The 18,366-nt window shown below is 61.5% G+C and carries 15 protein-coding genes; 4 read left to right on the forward strand and 11 right to left on the reverse strand.

What is annotated here, in order from left to right; all coding sequences use genetic code 11:
• Positions 1 to 29: 29 nt before the first annotated feature.
• The 11 genes from AC1DXW_RS05405 to AC1DXW_RS05455 all read right to left on the reverse strand — a co-directional run bounded on the left by AC1DXW_RS05405 (position 30) and on the right by AC1DXW_RS05455 (position 13,160).
• Entirely contained in the window at positions 30 to 746 is a 717-nt protein-coding gene (locus tag AC1DXW_RS05405; protein WP_046041074.1) for a TetR/AcrR family transcriptional regulator, read from the reverse strand.
• Positions 747 to 844: 98 nt separating this feature from the next.
• The gene (gene lysS / locus AC1DXW_RS05410; protein ID WP_477759821.1) at positions 845 to 2,347 is read right to left on the reverse strand and encodes a lysine--tRNA ligase; all 1,503 of its coding nucleotides are present in this window, start codon (positions 2,345 to 2,347) and stop codon (positions 845 to 847) included.
• 94 nt (positions 2,348 to 2,441) lie between these two features.
• Positions 2,442 to 3,537, reverse strand: a protein-coding gene (gene prfB, locus AC1DXW_RS05415) for a peptide chain release factor 2 (RefSeq protein ID WP_185754790.1) whose coding sequence is annotated in 2 segments (ribosomal slippage) — positions 2,442 to 3,464 and positions 3,466 to 3,537 — 1,095 coding nt in all. Because the reading frame shifts where the segments join, the coding sequence is not laid out codon by codon here.
• 187 nt (positions 3,538 to 3,724) lie between these two features.
• Positions 3,725 to 4,726 (reverse strand): diguanylate cyclase domain-containing protein, encoded by a 1,002-nt coding sequence (locus tag AC1DXW_RS05420; RefSeq protein WP_477752354.1) that lies wholly within the window; start codon positions 4,724 to 4,726, stop codon positions 3,725 to 3,727.
• A 48-nt stretch (positions 4,727 to 4,774) separates the two neighbouring features.
• Complete coding sequence (gene cheB, locus AC1DXW_RS05425; protein ID WP_477752353.1) at positions 4,775 to 5,785, reverse strand: chemotaxis-specific protein-glutamate methyltransferase CheB; 1,011 nt, start codon at positions 5,783 to 5,785, stop codon at positions 4,775 to 4,777.
• Positions 5,782 to 8,061 carry a response regulator gene (locus tag AC1DXW_RS05430; protein ID WP_477752352.1) on the reverse strand — a complete coding sequence of 760 codons (2,280 nt, stop codon included), beginning with the start codon at positions 8,059 to 8,061 and terminating at the stop codon, positions 5,782 to 5,784. Before AC1DXW_RS05430 ends, cheB begins: the two co-directional genes overlap by 4 nt.
• Complete coding sequence (locus AC1DXW_RS05435; protein ID WP_477752351.1) at positions 8,058 to 8,738, reverse strand: chemotaxis protein CheW; 681 nt, start codon at positions 8,736 to 8,738, stop codon at positions 8,058 to 8,060. The genes AC1DXW_RS05430 and AC1DXW_RS05435 overlap by 4 nt, the downstream gene beginning before the upstream one ends.
• Entirely contained in the window at positions 8,735 to 10,024 is a 1,290-nt protein-coding gene (locus tag AC1DXW_RS05440) for a CheR family methyltransferase (RefSeq protein WP_477752350.1), read from the reverse strand. The genes AC1DXW_RS05435 and AC1DXW_RS05440 overlap by 4 nt, the downstream gene beginning before the upstream one ends.
• The gene (locus AC1DXW_RS05445; RefSeq protein ID WP_477752349.1) at positions 10,021 to 10,557 is read right to left on the reverse strand and encodes a chemotaxis protein CheW; all 537 of its coding nucleotides are present in this window, start codon (positions 10,555 to 10,557) and stop codon (positions 10,021 to 10,023) included. Before AC1DXW_RS05445 ends, AC1DXW_RS05440 begins: the two co-directional genes overlap by 4 nt.
• Positions 10,557 to 12,179 carry a methyl-accepting chemotaxis protein gene (locus AC1DXW_RS05450; protein ID WP_477752348.1) on the reverse strand — a complete coding sequence of 541 codons (1,623 nt, stop codon included), beginning with the start codon at positions 12,177 to 12,179 and terminating at the stop codon, positions 10,557 to 10,559. The genes AC1DXW_RS05445 and AC1DXW_RS05450 overlap by 1 nt, the downstream gene beginning before the upstream one ends.
• A 288-nt stretch (positions 12,180 to 12,467) precedes the next feature.
• Entirely contained in the window at positions 12,468 to 13,160 is a 693-nt protein-coding gene (locus AC1DXW_RS05455; protein ID WP_477759822.1) for a tellurite resistance TerB family protein, read from the reverse strand.
• 194 nt (positions 13,161 to 13,354) lie between these two features.
• Here AC1DXW_RS05455 and AC1DXW_RS05460 point away from each other — a divergent pair, with 194 nt between their 5' ends.
• From AC1DXW_RS05460 to AC1DXW_RS05475, 4 genes are all read left to right on the forward strand, one after another.
• Positions 13,355 to 14,269 (forward strand): LysR family transcriptional regulator, encoded by a 915-nt coding sequence (locus AC1DXW_RS05460; protein ID WP_477752346.1) that lies wholly within the window; start codon positions 13,355 to 13,357, stop codon positions 14,267 to 14,269.
• A gap of 105 nt (positions 14,270 to 14,374) precedes the next feature.
• On the forward strand, positions 14,375 to 15,874 hold the full coding sequence (locus AC1DXW_RS05465) for a gamma-aminobutyraldehyde dehydrogenase (RefSeq protein WP_477752345.1): 1,500 nt from the start codon (positions 14,375 to 14,377) through the stop codon (positions 15,872 to 15,874).
• Positions 15,875 to 15,958: 84 nt separating this feature from the next.
• Entirely contained in the window at positions 15,959 to 17,110 is a 1,152-nt protein-coding gene (ydcS, locus tag AC1DXW_RS05470; RefSeq protein ID WP_477752344.1) for a putative ABC transporter substrate-binding protein YdcS, read from the forward strand.
• A gap of 217 nt (positions 17,111 to 17,327) precedes the next feature.
• On the forward strand, positions 17,328 to 18,365 hold the full coding sequence (locus AC1DXW_RS05475) for an ABC transporter ATP-binding protein (RefSeq protein ID WP_477752343.1): 1,038 nt from the start codon (positions 17,328 to 17,330) through the stop codon (positions 18,363 to 18,365).
• Position 18,366: the final 1 nt, after the last annotated feature.

The raw sequence follows: 18,366 nt of genomic DNA on the forward strand, positions 1-18,366 counted from the left end.
GCCTGCGGCAGCTCCTACAGGGGATCGCGTCACACCGACGCCAGCACCAGGTGCATGTAGCGTGTCAGGATGCCGAGCATTTCCTCTTCGGCGGCAGGCTCGTCTACGTTGAGCAGGCCCTGATATTCCATCCGGCCGATAATCGCCGTCAACACCTTGGCATCCTGATGCGGCTCGCGCGAGCCCAGCACCTGGAACAGCTGGCAAGAGCCCTGCAAGAGGATTTGCTGATGCGAGCGCACCAGTTCGGCCAGGCGCGGGTTGAGCAATGCCTCCTGACGGAACGCCTGTTCGGCCATCAAATGTTCACGGCGATTGACCAGTTGCCGGTGAACGTAATCGGTCATCAGCCGTGCAATGTCATCCGCCAGTTTCGAGCGCGCCTGCGGGCTGCCATCGCCACTGTCGATCATCTCGCGCAGCAGGCCCTCGTTGTTCACCCAAAGCTTGCCCATGTACGCCGCACTGCGTTCCACGTATTGGGCGAAGGTATCGGTGAGCAGGTCATCGATATCCTTGAAATAGTAAGTGGTCGCCGACAACGGTACTTGCGCCTCGGCGGCCACCGCACGGTGCCGTACGGCCCGTACGCCGTCACGCACGACAATGCGCATGGCGGCATCCAGGATTTCCTGTCGTCGCTGTTCGCTGCCCTGTCGGCTGGCCTTGCGGCCCTGGTACTGAACGCTTTCAGCGACCGCAGTGGCGATACCCGCTGCACCTTCTTGAGCCATTGCACGAATCACGACAGGTATTTCCTCTCAGATGAAAGTAACAAGTTGATACGTTTGTACCAGACAGGCAATAAAAAGCCGCCTCAAAGGCGGCTTTTTAATTGAAACACTTACGCTTGCGGCCGCATGTGCGGGAACAGGATCACGTCGCGGATCGACGGGGAGTTGGTCAGCAGCATCACCAGACGGTCGATACCGATGCCCTCACCCGCCGTTGGCGGCATGCCGTACTCCAGCGCACGAACGAAGTCGGCGTCGTAGTGCATGGCTTCGTCGTCGCCGGCGTCCTTGTCGGCCACCTGGGCCATGAAGCGCTCGGCCTGGTCTTCCGCGTCATTCAACTCGGAGTAGGCGTTGGCGATTTCACGACCACCGATGAACAGCTCGAAACGGTCGGTGACGTTCGGGTTGTCGTCGTTGCGACGGGCCAGCGGCGACACTTCGAACGGGTACTGGGTAATGAAGTGCGGCTGTTCCAGCTTGTGTTCGACCAGTTCTTCGAAAATCATCACCTGCAGCTTGCCCAGGCCTTCGAAGCCCAGCACCTTGGCGCCGGCCTTCTTGGCGATGGCGCGAGCCTTGTCGATGTCGTTCAGGTCGTCAGCGGTCAGCTCGGGGTTGTACTTGAGGATCGAGTCGAACACCGACAGACGCACGAACGGCTCGCCGAAGTGGAACACCTTGTCGCCGTATGGCACGTCGGTGCTGCCCAGAACCAGCTGCGCCAGTTCGCGGAACAGCTCTTCGGTCAGGTCCATGTTGTCTTCGTAGTCGGCGTAGGCCTGGTAGAACTCCAACATGGTGAATTCAGGGTTGTGACGAGTCGAAACGCCTTCGTTGCGGAAGTTGCGGTTGATCTCGAACACTTTCTCAAACCCGCCAACAACAAGGCGCTTGAGGTACAGCTCCGGCGCGATACGCAGGAACATGCCCATGTCCAGCGCATTGTGGTGGGTTTCGAACGGCTTGGCTGCCGCGCCGCCAGGAATGGTCTGCAGCATCGGCGTTTCCACTTCCAGGAAGTCACGCTTCATCAGGAAGCTACGGATGTGCGCGATGACTTGCGAACGCACGCGGAACGTCTGGCGCACGTCTTCGTTGACGATCAGGTCAACGTAGCGCTGGCGGTAGCGCTGTTCGGTGTCGGTCAGGCCGTGGTGCTTGTCCGGCAGTGGGCGCAGGGATTTGGTCAGCAGGCGCACGTTGGTCATTTCAACGTACAGGTCGCCCTTGCCGGAACGGGCCAGGGTGCCAACGGCTGCAATGATGTCGCCCATGTCCCAGGTTTTCACCGCGGCCAGGGTTTCTTCGGACAGGGTCTTGCGGTTGACGTAGACCTGGATGCGCCCGGTCATGTCCTGGATCACCATGAACGAGCCACGGTTGAGCATGATGCGACCGGCAACCTTGACCGGGATCGCAGCCTCTGCCAGCTCTTCCTTGGTCTTGTCCGCGTACTGTTTCTGCAGTTGCTCGCAGTAGTTTTCGCGGCGGAAGTCGTTCGGGAAGGCATTGCCCTTGGCGCGCTCGGCAGCAAGCTTTTCCTTGCGCAGGGCGATCAGGGAGTTTTCTTCCTGTTGCAGGGCTTGCGGGTCGAGTTCTAGGTCGCTCATGTCTTTAAATATTCCATCTGGTTCGTTGTCCCCGGCCTGCGGTCGGGGATCGCCGGCAAGCCGGCTCCTACAGGGATCGCGGTGTGTCAGCGTATTACAGCCCCGATTTCAGGCTCGCTTCCAGGTATTCGTCGATGTCGCCATCGAGCACCTTGTCACAGTCGCTGCGTTCGATGTTGGTGCGCAGATCCTTGATCCGCGAGGCATCGAGCACGTACGAACGGATCTGATGACCCCAGCCGATATCGGACTTGGTGTCTTCCAGCGCCTGGGACGCCGCGTTGCGCTTCTGTATTTCCTGCTCGTACAACCTGGCCCGCAGCATTTTCATGGCGGTGTCTTTGTTGGCGTGCTGGGAACGTTCGTTCTGGCAGCTGACCACGGTGTTGGTCGGTACGTGGGTGATACGTACGGCCGAGTCGGTGGTGTTTACGTGCTGACCACCGGCACCGGAGGAGCGATAGGTGTCGATCCGCAAGTCTGCCGGGTTGATTTCGATTTCCACCTTGTCATCGATCTCTGGCGAGACGAACACCGCGGAGAACGAGGTGTGGCGACGGTTGCCGGAGTCGAACGGGCTCTTGCGCACCAGACGGTGCACGCCGATCTCGGTCCGCAACCAGCCAAACGCGTATTCGCCCTTGATGTGCACGGTCGCGCCCTTGATCCCGGCGACTTCACCGGCCGACAGTTCCATGATGGTCGCGTCGAAACCGCGTTTGTCGGCCCAGCGCAGGTACATGCGCAGCAGAATGTTGGCCCAGTCCTGGGCTTCGGTGCCGCCGGAACCGGCCTGGATGTCCAGGTAGGCGTTATTCGGGTCCATTTCGTGGCTGAACATGCGGCGGAATTCCAGCTTGGCCAGACTTTCCTCGAGACGGGCCAGCTCGGCGACGACATCGCCCACTGCGCCTTCGTCGTTCTCTTCAACGGCCATGTCCAGCAGGTCGCGGCAATCGGCCAGACCAGTGTTCAACTCGTCCAGGGTATCGACGATCTGCGCCAGCGCAGCGCGCTCGCGGCCCAGTTCCTGGGCGTATTCAGGTTTGTTCCAGACACTCGGATCTTCAAGCTCGCGATTGACTTCGGTCAGACGCTCATGCTTTTGATCGTAGTCAAAGATACCCCCGAATAGTTTCGGAGCGCTCAGACAGGTCCTTGATGGTGTTCAGGATCGGGTTGATTTCCATGACGGGCAGCACTCGTTGGCGAACTTTTGAAAGCCGGCGAGTATACCGGGAAACGGTCGGTAACGGCAGTCCGCTTGGCCGAAAAGGCAGGGTTGCAGACGTTCTTTACGGCGATTGAGGCCATTGTGGGAGCGAGCTTGCTCGCGATGACGGAGTGTCAGTCCATGGACTCAGGAAATAGGGGAGATCACTCCACCCCAACCTGATTACGCCCATTGTTCTTCGCCGAATACAGCCCCTTGTCCGCCGCCAGGATCAGGTCGCGGCAGTTGCTGCCTGCTTTCGGCGTGATAGTCGACAGGCCGATGCTGATGGTCAGGCTCGAACCTTCGTTCGGTGAAATGTGCGGGATCTTCAGGGCGGCCACGGTCATGCGCAGCTTTTCCGCCACTAGCCGTGCACCGCCCTGGGAAGTGTTGGGTAGCACCAGGGCAAACTCTTCACCGCCGTATCGGGCCGGCAGGTCCGAAGGCCGGGCACTGGCGTCCTTGATCGCCGCGGCGACCTTGCGCAGGGCTTCATCGCCTTCCAGGTGGCCGAAGCTGTCGTTATAAGCCTTGAAGTAATCCACATCGATCATCAGCAACGACAACTGGCTTTGCTCGCGCAGCGAACGGCGCCACTCCAGTTCCATGTATTCATCGAAGTGCCGACGGTTCGACAACCCGGTCAGGCCATCGGAGTTCATCAGGCGTTGCAGCACCAGGTTGGTGTCGAGCAACTGCTGCTGGCTGACCCGCAACGCACGGTACGCCGCATCCCGTTGCAGCAGGGTCATATAGGAGCGCGAGTGATAGCGGATGCGTGCGACCAGTTCGATGTTATCCGGCAGCTTGACCAGATAATCGTTGGCTCCGGCCGCAAAGGCCGCGCTCTTGATCAACGGATCCTCCTTGGTCGACAGGACGATGATCGGAATGTCCTTGGTCGCCGGGTGATTGCGGTATTCACGTACCAGGCTCAGGCCGTCAAGGCCGGGCATCACTAAATCCTGCAGGATCACTGTCGGCTTGATGCGGACCGCGTGGGCGATGGCCTGGTGCGGGTCGGCGCAGAAGTGGAAATCGATATTCTCTTCGTTCGCCAAACCGCGGCGCACGGCTTCGCCGATCATGGCCTGATCGTCCACCAGCAACACCATGGCGGCGTTTTCGTCGGTCTTATAGCCGTCGAGCTGTAATTCATTCATGTGCGGTCACCTGAGTACTACTTGAGCCAGGAATGAGGAAAAAGGTGCTCATTTGGCGAAAATCTCCAGCAATCGTGGTGCTATCTTGTCCAGCGGGCGAATTTCCACGGCAGCGTCGATGGCCGCGGCCGCCTTCGGCATGCCGTACACCGCACTGCTGTTTTGGTCTTGTGCGATGGTCAGGAAGCCCTGTTGGCGCATGAGTTTAAGCCCCTGGGCGCCATCACGCCCCATGCCGGTGAGCAAAACCCCCACGGCGTCACCGTTCCAGTAACTGGCCACGCTCTCGAAGAACACATCGATGGAGGGCCGGTAGATCTCGTTGACCGGCTCGGCGGTGTAGGCCAGCGTGCCGTTTTTCAGCAAGCGAATATGGTGATTGGTGCCGGCCAGCAATACCGTGCCGCTTTGCGGCGGCTCGCCGTTCTCGGCCAGGCGCACATTGAGGCCGCTGGCGCTGCCGAGCCATTCAGCCATGCCGGCGGCAAACACCTGGTCAACGTGCTGCACCAGCACGATGGCCGGAGAGAAATCACTCGGCAGTCCCTTGAGCAAGACTTCCAGCGCTGCCGGCCCACCGGCGGATGAGCCAATGGCGATCAGGCTCTGGCGTGAGCCCGTGCTGCGCAACGGTGTCGGCGCCGGACGCGGGCGGTTGCCCTTGTCGCCGATCAGCCAGCCGATGTTGAGGATCTTGCGCAACAACGGCGCGGCCGCTTCCTGGGCATTGCCAGTGCCGATGGCCGGGGTGTCGACCACGTCCAGCGCACCGTGGCCCATGGCCTCGAACACCCGGTGCACGTTCTGCTGGCTATCCACAGTGACGATGACGATGGCACACGGGGTCTCGGCCATGATCCGCCGCGTGGCCTCGACGCCGTCCATCACCGGCATGATCAGGTCCATCAGAATCAGGTCCGGCGTGTCCAGCGCGCACTGGCGCACCGCCTCGACGCCATTGCCGGCAACCCAGACCACCTCGTGGGCCGGCTCGAATGCCAGGGCGCGGCGCAGGGCCTCCACCGCCATGGGCATGTCGTTGACGATTGCGATTCTCATGCCCGCGCTCCTCCGATGAGCTCGACCACCGCATCGAGCAAGGCGTCGTCATGAAAACTGGCCTTGGCTAGATAATAGTCGGCCCCGGCATCCAGTCCACGACGCCGGTCCTCTTCACGATCCTTGTAGGACACCACCATCACCGGCAGCGATTGCAGGCGATTGTCCCGACGCAGCAGCGTGACCAGTTCGATGCCATCCATGCGCGGCATATCGATGTCGGTGATCAGCAGATCGAAATCCTCCGAACGCAGCGCGTTCCAGCCGTCCATGCCGTCCACCGCAACCGCCACGTCGTAGCCGCGATGGAGCAACAGCTTGCGCTGCAACTCACGCACGGTCAGGGAATCATCCACCACCAGAATTCGTTTGCGGGCCGCCTCGACCACCTGATTGCTGTGGCGGGCAATGCGCTCCAGACGCCCCGTGTTGAGCAATTTATCCACCGAACGCAGCATGTCTTCGACATCGACGATCAGCACCACCGAACCGTCGTCGAGCAGGGCCCCGGCGGAAATGTCCTGCACCTTGCCCAGACGCTCATCCAGCGGCAACACCACCAATGTCCGCTCACCGATAAACCGTTCCACTGCCACGCCGTAGATCGCATCGCGCTCGCGAATCACCACGACTTTCAGGGTTTGCCCGCTGTTCTGACTGGCCGGACGCTGCAGCAACTGACTGGCCGCCACCAGGCCGACATGCCGGCCTTCGTGCCAGAAATGCTGGCGGCCTTCGACCTGCACGATATCCGCCGGCTCCAGGTCGCACATGCGCTCGATATGCGCCAGCGGGAAGGCATAGGCTTCGTCGCCGACTTCCACCACGAGGCTGCGCACCACCGACAGGGTCAGCGGTACCTCAAGGTGGAAACGACTGCCCTCGCCCGCCGTCTGCTCCAGCACCACCGCGCCGCGCAACTGCCGGACCATATGCTGCACCGCATCCAGGCCGACGCCGCGACCGGACACCTCGGTGACCGTGTCGCGCAAACTGAAACCGGGCAGGAACAGGAACGTCAGCAGCTCTTCTTCGCTCAACTGCGCGGCGGTTTGCGCGGGCGACAAACTACGTTCAACGATGCTGCGACGGACCTTTTCCAGGTCCACGCCGTTACCGTCATCGCTCAATTCCAGCACCAGCAGGCCGGCCTGATGCGAAGCGCGCAGGCGAATCAAACCTTCCGCCGGCTTGCCCGCCAGCAGGCGCTGTTCCGGGGTTTCGATGCCGTGGTCGACCGCATTGCGCAACAAGTGAGTCAGCGGCGCTTCGAGCTTTTCCAGCACGTCGCGATCAACCTGAGTCTTCTCGCCTTCAATCTCCAGTCGCACCTGTTTGCCCAGATCGCGCCCCAGATCACGGACCATACGCACCTGACCGGTCAGCACATCGGCAAACGGCCGCATGCGACAGGCCAGCGCCGTGTCGTATAACACCTGTGCCCGCTGGCTGGCATGCCAGGCGAACTCATCGAGTTCGGTGTTCTTTTCCATGAGCAGTTGCTGGGATTGCGCGAGCAAGCGGCGCGCATCCTCAAGGGCTTCCCGGGCCTCCAGGCTCAAGGCATGATCCTTGAGATGCACGTTGAGACTCTCCAGTGCACGCAGGCTGTTGCTCTGCATGCGCTTGAGGCGCTGCATGGTCGCAAGGTGCGGTTTGAGCCGCAGGGTTTCCACCAGGGATTTGCTCGACAGATCGAGCAGGCTGTTCAGGCGTTCGGCGGTGACACGCAGCACGCGTTCGCCGTTTTCGGTGGTGCGTGTGATCTTGCGCGGGGCTGGCGCCGATGGCTGTTCGTCGGCAGGCGCCAACGACTCGACCTTGGGCGCGGGTGCTTCGAGTTGAAGTTCGGCCATCACCGGTTCTGCTGGTGCAATCAACGGCGCCGTCGGGTCCAGTATCCGCGCCATCAATGCCACATAGGCGTCGATGTCCGCGTCCCCCGGCGTGCTGCCTGGCGTGGCAATGCGCATCAGCAAATCGGTGCCTTGCAACAACGCATCGATGTGCCCGGGACGCAGCAACAAACGCCCTTCCTGGGCACTGACCAGGCAATCTTCCATCACATGGGCAACGCTGACCCCGGCATCGACGCCAACGATCCGCGCCGCCCCCTTGAGTGAGTGCGCCGCACGCATGCACGATTCAAGTTGATCGGCCAGGGTCGGGTCGCGCTCAAGCGCCAGCAGGCCGACACTCAAGACCAGGGTCTGGGCTTCGGCCTCCAGGCTGAACAGCTCCAGCAAAGAGGCGTCGCGCATTTGCTCGGGGGTCATGTGAGGCTCCGGGTCACGGCGGACAACAGCTGTTCTTCATCCAGCCAACGCAGGCTGCGACCTTTGAATTGCAACACGCCACGGGTGTATTTGGCGCTGGCCTGAGCACCCGAGCGCGATGCGGTATCGAGGATTTGCTCGTCGATGGCGTGAATCCCGTCGACTTCGTCCACCGGCACTACCACCGGCCCGCCGTGGGCCGCAATGATCAGCATGCGCGGCATGACCCGAGTGCCGGGTGCGACGTTGCTGGCGCCGTCGAGGCCGAGCAGCTCCACCAGTGACAGACAGGCAACCAAGGCGCCGCGCACATTCGCTACGCCGAGCAAGGCTCGGGAGCGCTGGTGCGGCAAGGAGTGAATCGCCTGCAGCGGCGCCACCTCGACCAGATTGCGCGTGGCCAGGCCCAGCCATTCTTCACCCAGACGGAACATCAACAACGAGCGGGTTTTCACCTCGCTCTCGACCGTGACGGACACTGGCCCGCGATCCTCCTGCTGCAACGCATAGCGATCGAGCAAGCGTGTGGCGGCCGCCGAATACACCGCACAATTGCGGCAATGAACATGTTCGGCCAGCAACGGGCAGGACTTGTCACCGTGGATACCAATACGGTTCCAGCAGTCGTCGATGGCCTGGGCATCCCGGGTGACACTAAAGGTGTCGGTGGCGATCATCGTTTACGCTCACTGTCGGCGGCGCGCTCACTGTCGGCGGCGCGCTCGCTGCGGGCGGCACGCTGCTGCAATCGTCTGGCCCCCGTCGCGTCGCCCTGGGCCTGCAGCAATGCGGCCAAGTGCATCAACGCATCGGGATGTTGCGGTTCGAGGTACAACGCCTTGCGATAAAAGCCCTGGGCTTCGAGGACGTTTCCGGCGACATCGCTGAGCAGTCCCAGCCAATAGAACACCTGGGCTACCGGTTCATGACCGCGCAAATAGTTTTCACAAGCGGCCCTCGCCTCGGCGCTTTTGCCTTCATCGGCCAGCGCGGCGATGTTCGCCAGCAGCACGGCCGTATCGGTGCCAGACGTTTTCGGCGCAGAAGCCAGCGGAACAACACTGGCAAATGGGCGACTGCGCACTGGCGCAGGCGGTGGGTTGCGTAGCGGTTGCGGCACAGGCAATGGTGCTGGAACGAATGCCGGCAAGGGTTCGAAGTCCGGAGTCCCCTGTCGACTGAACGCGAAGGACTGTGCGATACCGATCGAACGCATCCCCAAACGCCCCAGCAGACTGCCTTCGGCCGGACCGATAAACAGCACGCCGTCAACGTGGGTCAGGCATTTGAGCACTTCGAAGACTTGCTTCTGGGTCGGCTGGTCGAAGTAAATCAGCAGGTTGCGACAAAACACGAAATCGAATGGCGGGTCACCGGCCAGCAAGGCCGGATCCAGCAGATTGCCGACCTGCAAGCGCACCTGCTCCTGCACACACGGGTTCAGGCGATAGCTGTCACCCTCGGCAATGAAATGGCGATCGCGAAACGCAATGTCGTCGCCCCGAAAGGAATTCCTGCCGTACAAGGCGCGCCCGGCTTTTTCCACCGACAGCGGGCTGACGTCCATGCCGTCGACCTTGAACTGGTGCGGCTTGAGCCCGGCATCGAGCAATGCCATGGCGATCGAGTAGGGTTCCTCGCCAGTGGAACACGGCAGGCTGAGGATCCGCAGCGCACGCAGATTGTTGATTTCAGCCAGACGTTTGCTCGCCAGTTTCGCCAGGGTGGCGAAGGATTCCGGATAACGGAAGAACCAGGTTTCCGGAACGATCACCGCTTCGATCAACGCCTGCTGTTCGTCCCGCGAGCCCTGCAAGGTGCGCCAATACTCATCGGCCGAGGGTGCTTGCGCCGCAATGCTGCGCTGGCGCACCGCTCGCTCGATGATTGCCAGCCCCACGGAAGTCACGTCGAGTCCGATACGCTCCTTGAGGAAGTCGAAAAAACGCTGATCGCTGTTCATGGCCGCTCCTCCAACAGCGCCGGATCCAGTGGCGGCGAGGGGAACAACAAGGCGCGAACCTGTTCGTCCAGCAGATCGCTGACCCGTACCCATTGCAGCAAGCCCTGCTCGTCCTTGCGCACCGGCCCGAGGTAAGGCGCCTGGCGATTGTCCAGACCGTAGGGCTGAAAATCCGCCGGATCGCAGCGCAAGGTGTCGGTCGCCTGTTCCAGAATCAATCCGAGCAACTGTGTTTCGGTAGTTTCATCCGGGCGATAGTTGACCAGCACCAGTCGCGTGCTGGTACGGGCCTGCGCAGGCGTACCAAACGTCAGTGCGCTCAAGTCGATCACCGGCACCACGGTGCCCCGATAGGCGAACACCCCGGCGACCCAGACGGGTGCATGGGGAATGGGCTTCAAGGGCAGGCGCGGCAGCACTTCCGTCACCTCGATGGCTTGCAACGCATAGCGCTCGCTGCCGATGCGGAACACCAGAAACAATGCATGCGGCGCCTGCTTCACGGCAGAGCGTTTGGCCGAGATTTCGCTCATCAGACTTTGAATCGCGTAACGCCGCTGCGCAGCCCGACGGCCACCTGGCTCAGCTCATCGATGGCGAAACTGGCCTGACGCAGAGACTCGACGGTCTGGCTGCTGGCATCGCCCAACTGCACCAGCGCGTGGTTGATCTGCTCGGCGCCGGTGGCCTGGGCCTGCATGCCTTCGTTGACCATCAGCACCCGCGGCGCCAGCGCCTGAACCTGATGGATGATCTGCGACAACTGCTCGCCGACTTGCTGCACCTCGGACATGCCGCGACGCACTTCCTCGGAGAACTTGTCCATGCCCATGACCCCGGCCGATACCGCCGACTGGATCTCGCGAACCATCTGCTCGATGTCATAGGTGGCCACCGCCGTCTGGTCCGCCAGACGCCGCACTTCGGTGGCGACCACGGCAAAACCGCGTCCGTATTCCCCGGCCTTCTCGGCCTCGATGGCGGCGTTGAGCGACAACAGGTTGGTCTGGTCGGCGACCTTGACGATGGTCACCACCACCTGATTGATGTTGCCGGCCTTCTCGTTGAGGATCGCCAGTTTGGCGTTGACCAGATCGGCTGCGCCCATCACCGAGTGCATGGTTTCCTCCATGCGTGCCAGGCCCTGCTGGCCGGAACCGGCGGCTACGGAAGCCTGATCGGCGGCGGTGGAAACCTCGGTCATGGTGCGCACCAGATCCCGGGAAGTGGCGGCGATTTCACGGGAAGTCGCACCGATTTCCGTGGTGGTGGCGGCAGTTTCGGTGGCGGTGGCTTGTTGCTGCTTGGACGTCGCGGCGATCTCGGTCACCGACGTGGTCACCTGCACCGACGAACGCTGGGCCTGGGACACCAGGGATGTGAGCTCGGTCATCATGTCATTGAAGCCGGTCTCTACCGCGCCGAATTCGTCCTTGCGCTCCAGATTCAGGCGGCTGCTGAGGTCACCGGTGCGCATGATTTCGAGGATTTTCACGATGCGGTTCATCGGCGCCATGATGGCGCGCATCAACAACAGGCCGCAGAGGGCGGCGGCCAGCACCGCGATCGCCAGGGAAATGCCCATGATGACTTTGGCGGTGAGCACCGCATCATCAATGGCCGCGATTTCTCTGTCCGCCACAGTCTTGTTATGACGCAGGATGTCATTGACCTTCATTCGACCCGCTATCCAGGTCGGGGTCAGTTCACCTTTGAACATGTTGACGGCCTCGGCGTTCTGGTTGCGTTTATACAACTCGATCACCTCGGCCAGAATCCGGTGGTAGTCCTCATGAAGTTTTTCGAAGGCTGCGTAATCGACCCTGTCTTCTTCGTCGGTAATCGTTGCACGGTAGAGGTCCATCTGCTCGTTCAACCGCTCAGCGAAGCCCTTGAAGTTCGCGGCATCCTCGGCACTGAAGCCCTGCCCTTCCTCCAGGCCGAGCATGGCCTGAATGCGTACATAACTGTCGGACCACGCGCCACGAATCATCGAACTGTAATACAACCCTGGCAGAGCGTCCTCACGCACGCTGGCCTCGCTGTTTTCGATCGTCAACAGCCGGGAATACGAGACGACCACCATCAGCAACATGATGGCGATAATTACCGCAAAGCTCGCCAAAATGCGTTGGCGTAACGTCCAGTTCTTCACAGTCAATCCTCGGGGCCTGATTCGAAATGCGGGGAGTATAGCCGAGGGTGGTGTTTCATTTATAAGACGGTGCGCACCGCTTCTCATCCCGTTGAAAAAAGGCGGGATGGGTGCCTGGGATGATTGGGCAGAAAGGGACCGTGCAATAGTCATTGGGGAGGTGTTGTGGCCGAAAACGCCATCGCGAGCAAGCTCGCTCCCACATTGAATCTCTGGCGTACACAAAATCTGTGATCACTGAAGATCCCCCTGTGGGAGCGAGCTTGCTCGCGATGGCGGACTGAAGGTTTACAGGGAAGCCTGGCGAACCTGCTTCTCCAGCTCGGCCTTCAACCCCGGCTCCAGCTTGAGCTGGCGCRCCAGCTCGTCGAGGTAGGCCTTCTCCATGAAGTTTTCCTCATCCACCATCATCACGCTGGCGATGTACATCTCGGCGGCGATTTCCGGGGAGCGGGCGGCGCGGGCGACATCGCTCGGGTCCAGCGGCTTGTTGAGCTCGGCGTGCAGCCAGTGTTGCAGTTCCTGATCGCTGTCGAGCCGGGTGAATTCGCCTTCGATCAAGGCACGCTCACGCTCATCGACATGACCGTCAGCCTTGGCCGCCGCCACCAGCGCCTTGAGAATCGCCTGACTGTGCAGCTCGACTTGCGCGGCCGGCACGCGGTCCAGGGTTTGCGGTTCCGTACCGGCCGCACCGCCCTGCTGCGCTTGCCAGTTGCCGTAGGCTTTGTAAGCCAGCGCGCCCAACGCGGCGAGACCGCCGTAGACCGCAACCTTGCCCCCGACTTTACGGGCCTTTTTGCTGCCGAGCAGCAAGCCCATGGCGCCTGCCGCCAATGCCCCGCCACTCGCGCCGGAGAGCAAGCTACCGAGGACACTGGTGCCACCGCTCGCACCCTTTTGCTGGGAGCTACCGGCCTTGTTCTGCAACAGGTCCTGGCCGGATTTGAGTAGTTGATCGAGCAATCCACGGGTGTTCATTTGCCGCCTCCACAAGACGTTTAACCTGAAACCAAGGCCACCAGCCTAGATCGAAAGTGCCCACGTCCCGTCGGCGAGAGTGCTTCCAGATGTTGCATCCCCTCAATGCGCGCATTGCCGCTTGCGCCTACCTATCAGAAAAAACGATATACACTCTCACCAATCGATAAAAACAGCCCACCGGGTGCTTTCCCATGATGACCTTGCGTCAGATCCGTCATTTCATCGCCGTGGCCGAGACTGGCTCTATCTCCGCCGCCGCACAAACCGCGTTCATTTCCCAGTCGACCCTGACCCTGGCGATCCAGCAACTGGAAGAGGAAATCGGCGTCAGCCTGTTCAGCCGCCATGCCAAGGGCATGACCCTGACCCACCAGGGCCATCAATTCCTGCGTCAGGCGCACTTGATCCTGGCCACGGTGGATAACGCCAAGCGCAGCCTGCAACAGAGCACCGATCAGGTCGCCGGACAGTTGATCGTCGGCGTGACCAGCCTGGTGGCCGGTTATTACCTGGCGGATTTGCTCACCCGCTTCCAGCGCGCCTACCCCAACGTGGAAATCCGCGTGATGGAGGATGAGCGCCCCTACATCGAGCATTTGCTGGTCAGCGGCGAGATCGATGTCGGCGTACTGATCCTGTCCAACCTCGAAGACCGCCACGCCTTGCAGACCGAAGTGCTGACCCACTCACCGCACCGGCTATGGCTGCCGGCCCAGCACCCGTTGCTGGAACACGACAGCATCAACCTCGCCGACGTGGCCCGCGAGCCTTTGATTCAACTGAACGTCGATGAAATGGACCGCAACGCCCAGCGCATGTGGTCAGCAGCCTCACTGCAACCGCGCATCACCCTGCGCACGGCTTCGACCGAAGCGGTGCGCAGCCTGGTGGCCGCCGGATTGGGCGTGTCGATCCAGCCCGACATGACCTATCGCCCGTGGTCACTGGAGGGCGACATCATCGAAGCGCGGCCGATTGCCGACCTCAGCCAGACCCTGGATGTCGGCCTGGCGTGGCGTCGCGGTACCGCGCGGCCGGCGCTGGTGGACCCGTTTCTCACGGTCGCCCGCGAACAACCCCAAGGCGGGCGCAAGCCATCTATTTAATCGAACGCCACCTTCAGTATTTAGTATTTGTTGTCCTCGGGTCCGCGAACTAGTCTTGTTGCATCTAATAAAGACGGCCGGGCCCCAGCCACTGGGAGCGCTGCCATGTCTACACAAGAAGCCACACAAAAAACGAGAACCCGAAAAATGGCTGGCGCGCAGACCCCGTTGTTCACCGCATTGTTGATCGATGGTGAATTAGTCGCCGGTCAAGGCTGCGTCGAGCCGATTCTCAACCCCGCCACCGGGGAAGTCCTGACCCGGATCGCCGAAGCCAGCACCGAGCAAGTCGAAGCCGCGATCCTCGCCGCCCACCGAGCCTTTGCCGGTTGGTCACGCACCACGCCACAACAGCGTTCGAACCTGTTGCTGGAGATCGCCAACGCCATCGAAAAAAATGCCGACCTGCTGGCCCGCCTAGAATCCATGAACTGCGGCAAGCCGTTGCACCTGGCCCGTCAGGATGACCTGAATGCCACGGTCGACGTGTTCCGCTTCTTCGCAGGTGCCGTGCGCTGCCAGACCGGCCAACTCAGCGGCGAATACCTGCCGGGCTACACCAGCATGGTCCGTCGCGATCCTATCGGGGTCGTGGCGTCGATTGCGCCGTGGAACTACCCGATCATGATGGCCGCGTGGAAAATCGCCCCGGCCCTCGCCGCCGGCAACACCCTGGTGTTCAAGCCGTCGGAACACACGCCGCTGTCGATCCTCGCCCTGGCGCCAGCGCTGGCCGAGATCCTGCCACGGGGTGTGATCAACATCGTTTGCGGTGGTGGCGAAGGCGTCGGCAGCCACCTGGTGAATCACCCTAAAGTGCGCATGGTGTCGCTGACTGGCGATATCGTCACTGGCCAGAAAATTCTTCAAGCCGCCGCCAAAACCCTCAAACGTACCCACCTCGAACTCGGCGGCAAGGCCCCGGTGATCGTCTGCAACGATGCCGACATTCAGGCCGTGGTCGAAGGCGTGCGCACCTACGGCTATTACAACGCAGGCCAGGATTGTACCGCTGCCTGCCGCATTTATGCCCAAGCCGGGATTCATGACCGTTTGGTGGTCGAACTCGGCGCGGCCGTCAGCAGCCTGCGCTTCGCCGGCAAACGCGACGCCGACAATGAAATCGGCCCGCTGATCAGCACCCGCCAGCGCGACCGCGTGGCCAGTTTTGTCGAACGCGCCCTCGGCCAGCCGCACATCGAGCGGGTGACCGGCGCAGCCGTGCATTCCGGTGCCGGCTTCTATTACCAGCCGACCCTGTTGGCCGGCTGCAAGCAAGGCGATGAAATCGTCCAGCGCGAAGTGTTCGGGCCGGTGGTCACCGTGACTCGCTTCGATGAACTGGAACAAGCGGTGGACTGGGCCAACGATTCGGAATACGGCCTGGCCTCGTCGGTCTGGACCCAGAACCTCGACAAGGCCATGCAGGTCGCGGCGCGCTTGCAGTACGGCTGCACCTGGATCAACAGCCACTTCATGCTGGTCAGCGAAATGCCCCATGGCGGCCTGAAGCGTTCGGGCTACGGCAAAGACCTGTCCAGCGATTCGCTTCAGGACTACAGCGTGGTGCGGCACATCATGGCCCGCCATGGCGAGCATCTCTGACTACGCTTATAACAAGCCACCAACGGCATGCTTCACCACGTTCAAGACACTGCCCCGACCATAATTAAAGAAGAGGGAATTCCCATGTTCGTGCACAAGACCGCACTGCTCAGTGCAATCACCACCGCGCTGCTGGCCAGTGCCAGTGTCCAGGCCGCCGAGCCGCTCAAAGCTGTCGGGGCGGGCGAAGGCCAACTGGATATTGTGGCTTGGCCCGGCTACATCGAACGTGGCGAGAGCGACAAGGCCTACGACTGGGTGACCGGTTTCGAGAAGGAAACCGGCTGCAAGGTCAACGTCAAGACCGCGGCCACCTCCGATGAAATGGTTAGCCTGATGGCCAAGGGCGGTTATGACCTGGTCACCGCATCCGGCGATGCCTCTCTGCGCCTGATCGTCGGCAAGCGTGTACAGCCGATCAACACCGCGTTGATCCCGAACTGGAAAAACCTCGACCCGCGCCTCAAGGATGGACCGTGGTACGTGGTCAACAAGCAGACCTACGGCGCCCCGTATCAGTGGGGCCCGAACGTGCTGATGTACAACACCAACGTGTTCAAGACCGCGCCCACCAGTTGGGGCGTGCTGTTCAATGCGGAAAACCTGCCGGACGGCAAGCCGAACAAGGGCCGTGTGCAGGCCTATGACGGCCCGATCTACATCGCCGACGCGGCGCTGTACCTGAAGACCGCCAAGCCGGAACTGGGCATCCAGAACCCCTACGAACTGACCGAAGCCCAATACAAGGCCGTGCTCGACCTGTTGCGCGCCCAGCAGCCGTTGATCCACCGCTACTGGCACGACACCACGGTACAGATGAGCGACTTCAAGAACGAAGGCGTGGTCGCCTCCGGCGCGTGGCCGTATCAGGTCAACGGCCTGATGAACGAGAAGCAGCCAATCGCCTCGACCATCCCGAAAGAAGGCGCCACCGGTTGGGCCGACACCACCATGATGCACGCCGAGGCCAAGCACCCGAACTGCGCCTACAAGTGGATGAACTGGTCGCTGCAACCGAAAGTCCAGGGTGACGTAGCGGCGTGGTTCGGCTCGTTGCCAGCGGTTCCGGCGGCGTGCAAGGAGAGCGAACTGCTCGGCGCCGAAGGCTGCAAGACCAACGGATTCGACCAGTTCGACAAGATCGCCTTCTGGAAAACCCCGCAAGCTGAAGGCGGCAAGTTCGTACCGTACAGCCGCTGGACCCAGGACTACATCGCGATCATGGGCGGCAGGTAACCCGCCCTCCCCTGTGGGAGCGAGCTTGCTCGCGATGAGGGCATTACAGTCAGTATCTCTATCGACTGACACTCCGCCATCGCGAGCAAGCTCGCTCCCACATTTGATCACCGTCGTTGCCGCTTCCGCGCTCGGCTGGCAGATAAAAGATGTTCGTTTTTTCAGAAGTCCAGGCAGGGCCGCTGCGACGGCCTTCGCCTTTTTGGAGCACCGCACCATGACGCTTGCAGTCCAGTTCACCAACGTTTCCCGTCAGTTCGGCGAAGTGAAAGCCGTTGACCGGGTTTCCATCGACATCCAGGACGGCGAGTTTTTCTCCATGCTGGGGCCTTCCGGCTCGGGCAAAACCACCTGCTTGCGCCTGATCGCCGGTTTTGAACAACCGAGCGCAGGTTCCATCCGGATTCATGGCGAAGAGGCCGCCGGCCTGCCGCCGTACCAGCGTGACGTGAACACCGTGTTCCAGGATTACGCGCTGTTCCCGCACATGAACGTTCGCGACAACGTCGCCTACGGCTTGAAGGTTAAAGGCATCGGCAAGGCTGAACGCCTCAAGCGCGCCGAAGAATCCCTGGAGATGGTCGCCCTCGGCGGCTACGGCGAGCGTAAGCCGGTGCAGCTCTCCGGTGGTCAGCGCCAGCGTGTGGCCCTCGCCCGCGCTTTGGTCAACCGTCCACGGGTGCTGCTGCTCGACGAACCCCTCGGTGCACTCGACCTGAAACTGCGCGAGCAAATGCAGGGCGAGTTGAAGAAGCTGCAACGCCAGCTCGGCATCACCTTCATTTTCGTCACCCACGACCAGACCGAAGCACTGTCGATGTCCGACCGCGTGGCCGTGTTCAACAAGGGCCGCATCGAACAAGTCGATAGTCCGCGCAACCTGTACATGAAACCGGCCACCACCTTCGTGGCGGAATTCGTTGGCACTTCCAACGTGATTCGCGGCGACCTGGCCAGGCAGTTGAGTGGCAACCCGCAGCCGTTCTCGATTCGCCCGGAGCATGTGCGTTTCGCCGAAGGCCCGCTGGCCAGCCACGAAATCGAAGTCACCGGCTTGCTCCACGATATCCAGTACCAGGGCAGCGCCACCCGCTACGAGCTGAAACTGGAAAACGGCCAGACCCTGAACATCAGCCAGGCCAACAACCAATGGCAGGACACCAGCGCACAACACCAGACCGGCCAACGCATCAGTGCACGCTGGGCGCGTGAAGCCATGATTGCATTGCACGACACCGTTGCGGGCGGGGTGTGAC

The organism is Pseudomonas sp. P4_C4, from assembly GCF_056402055.1.

What these genes read in the sequence shown, in the direction of transcription:
- lysS (WP_477759821.1), bottom strand. Translation starts at nt 2,347, where the DNA reads ATGAGCGACCTAGAACTCGACCCGCAAGCCCTGCAACAGGAAGAAAAC.
- AC1DXW_RS05420 (WP_477752354.1), bottom strand. Translation starts at nt 4,726, where the DNA reads ATGAATGAATTACAGCTCGACGGCTATAAGACCGACGAAAACGCCGCC.
- cheB (WP_477752353.1), bottom strand. Translation starts at nt 5,785, where the DNA reads ATGAGAATCGCAATCGTCAACGACATGCCCATGGCGGTGGAGGCCCTG.
- AC1DXW_RS05430 (WP_477752352.1), bottom strand. Translation starts at nt 8,061, where the DNA reads ATGACCCCCGAGCAAATGCGCGACGCCTCTTTGCTGGAGCTGTTCAGC.
- AC1DXW_RS05435 (WP_477752351.1), bottom strand. Translation starts at nt 8,738, where the DNA reads ATGATCGCCACCGACACCTTTAGTGTCACCCGGGATGCCCAGGCCATC.
- AC1DXW_RS05440 (WP_477752350.1), bottom strand. Translation starts at nt 10,024, where the DNA reads ATGAACAGCGATCAGCGTTTTTTCGACTTCCTCAAGGAGCGTATCGGA.
- AC1DXW_RS05445 (WP_477752349.1), bottom strand. Translation starts at nt 10,557, where the DNA reads ATGAGCGAAATCTCGGCCAAACGCTCTGCCGTGAAGCAGGCGCCGCAT.
- AC1DXW_RS05460 (WP_477752346.1), top strand. Translation starts at nt 13,355, where the DNA reads ATGATGACCTTGCGTCAGATCCGTCATTTCATCGCCGTGGCCGAGACT.
- AC1DXW_RS05465 (WP_477752345.1), top strand. Translation starts at nt 14,375, where the DNA reads ATGTCTACACAAGAAGCCACACAAAAAACGAGAACCCGAAAAATGGCT.
- ydcS (WP_477752344.1), top strand. Translation starts at nt 15,959, where the DNA reads ATGTTCGTGCACAAGACCGCACTGCTCAGTGCAATCACCACCGCGCTG.
- AC1DXW_RS05475 (WP_477752343.1), top strand. Translation starts at nt 17,328, where the DNA reads ATGACGCTTGCAGTCCAGTTCACCAACGTTTCCCGTCAGTTCGGCGAA.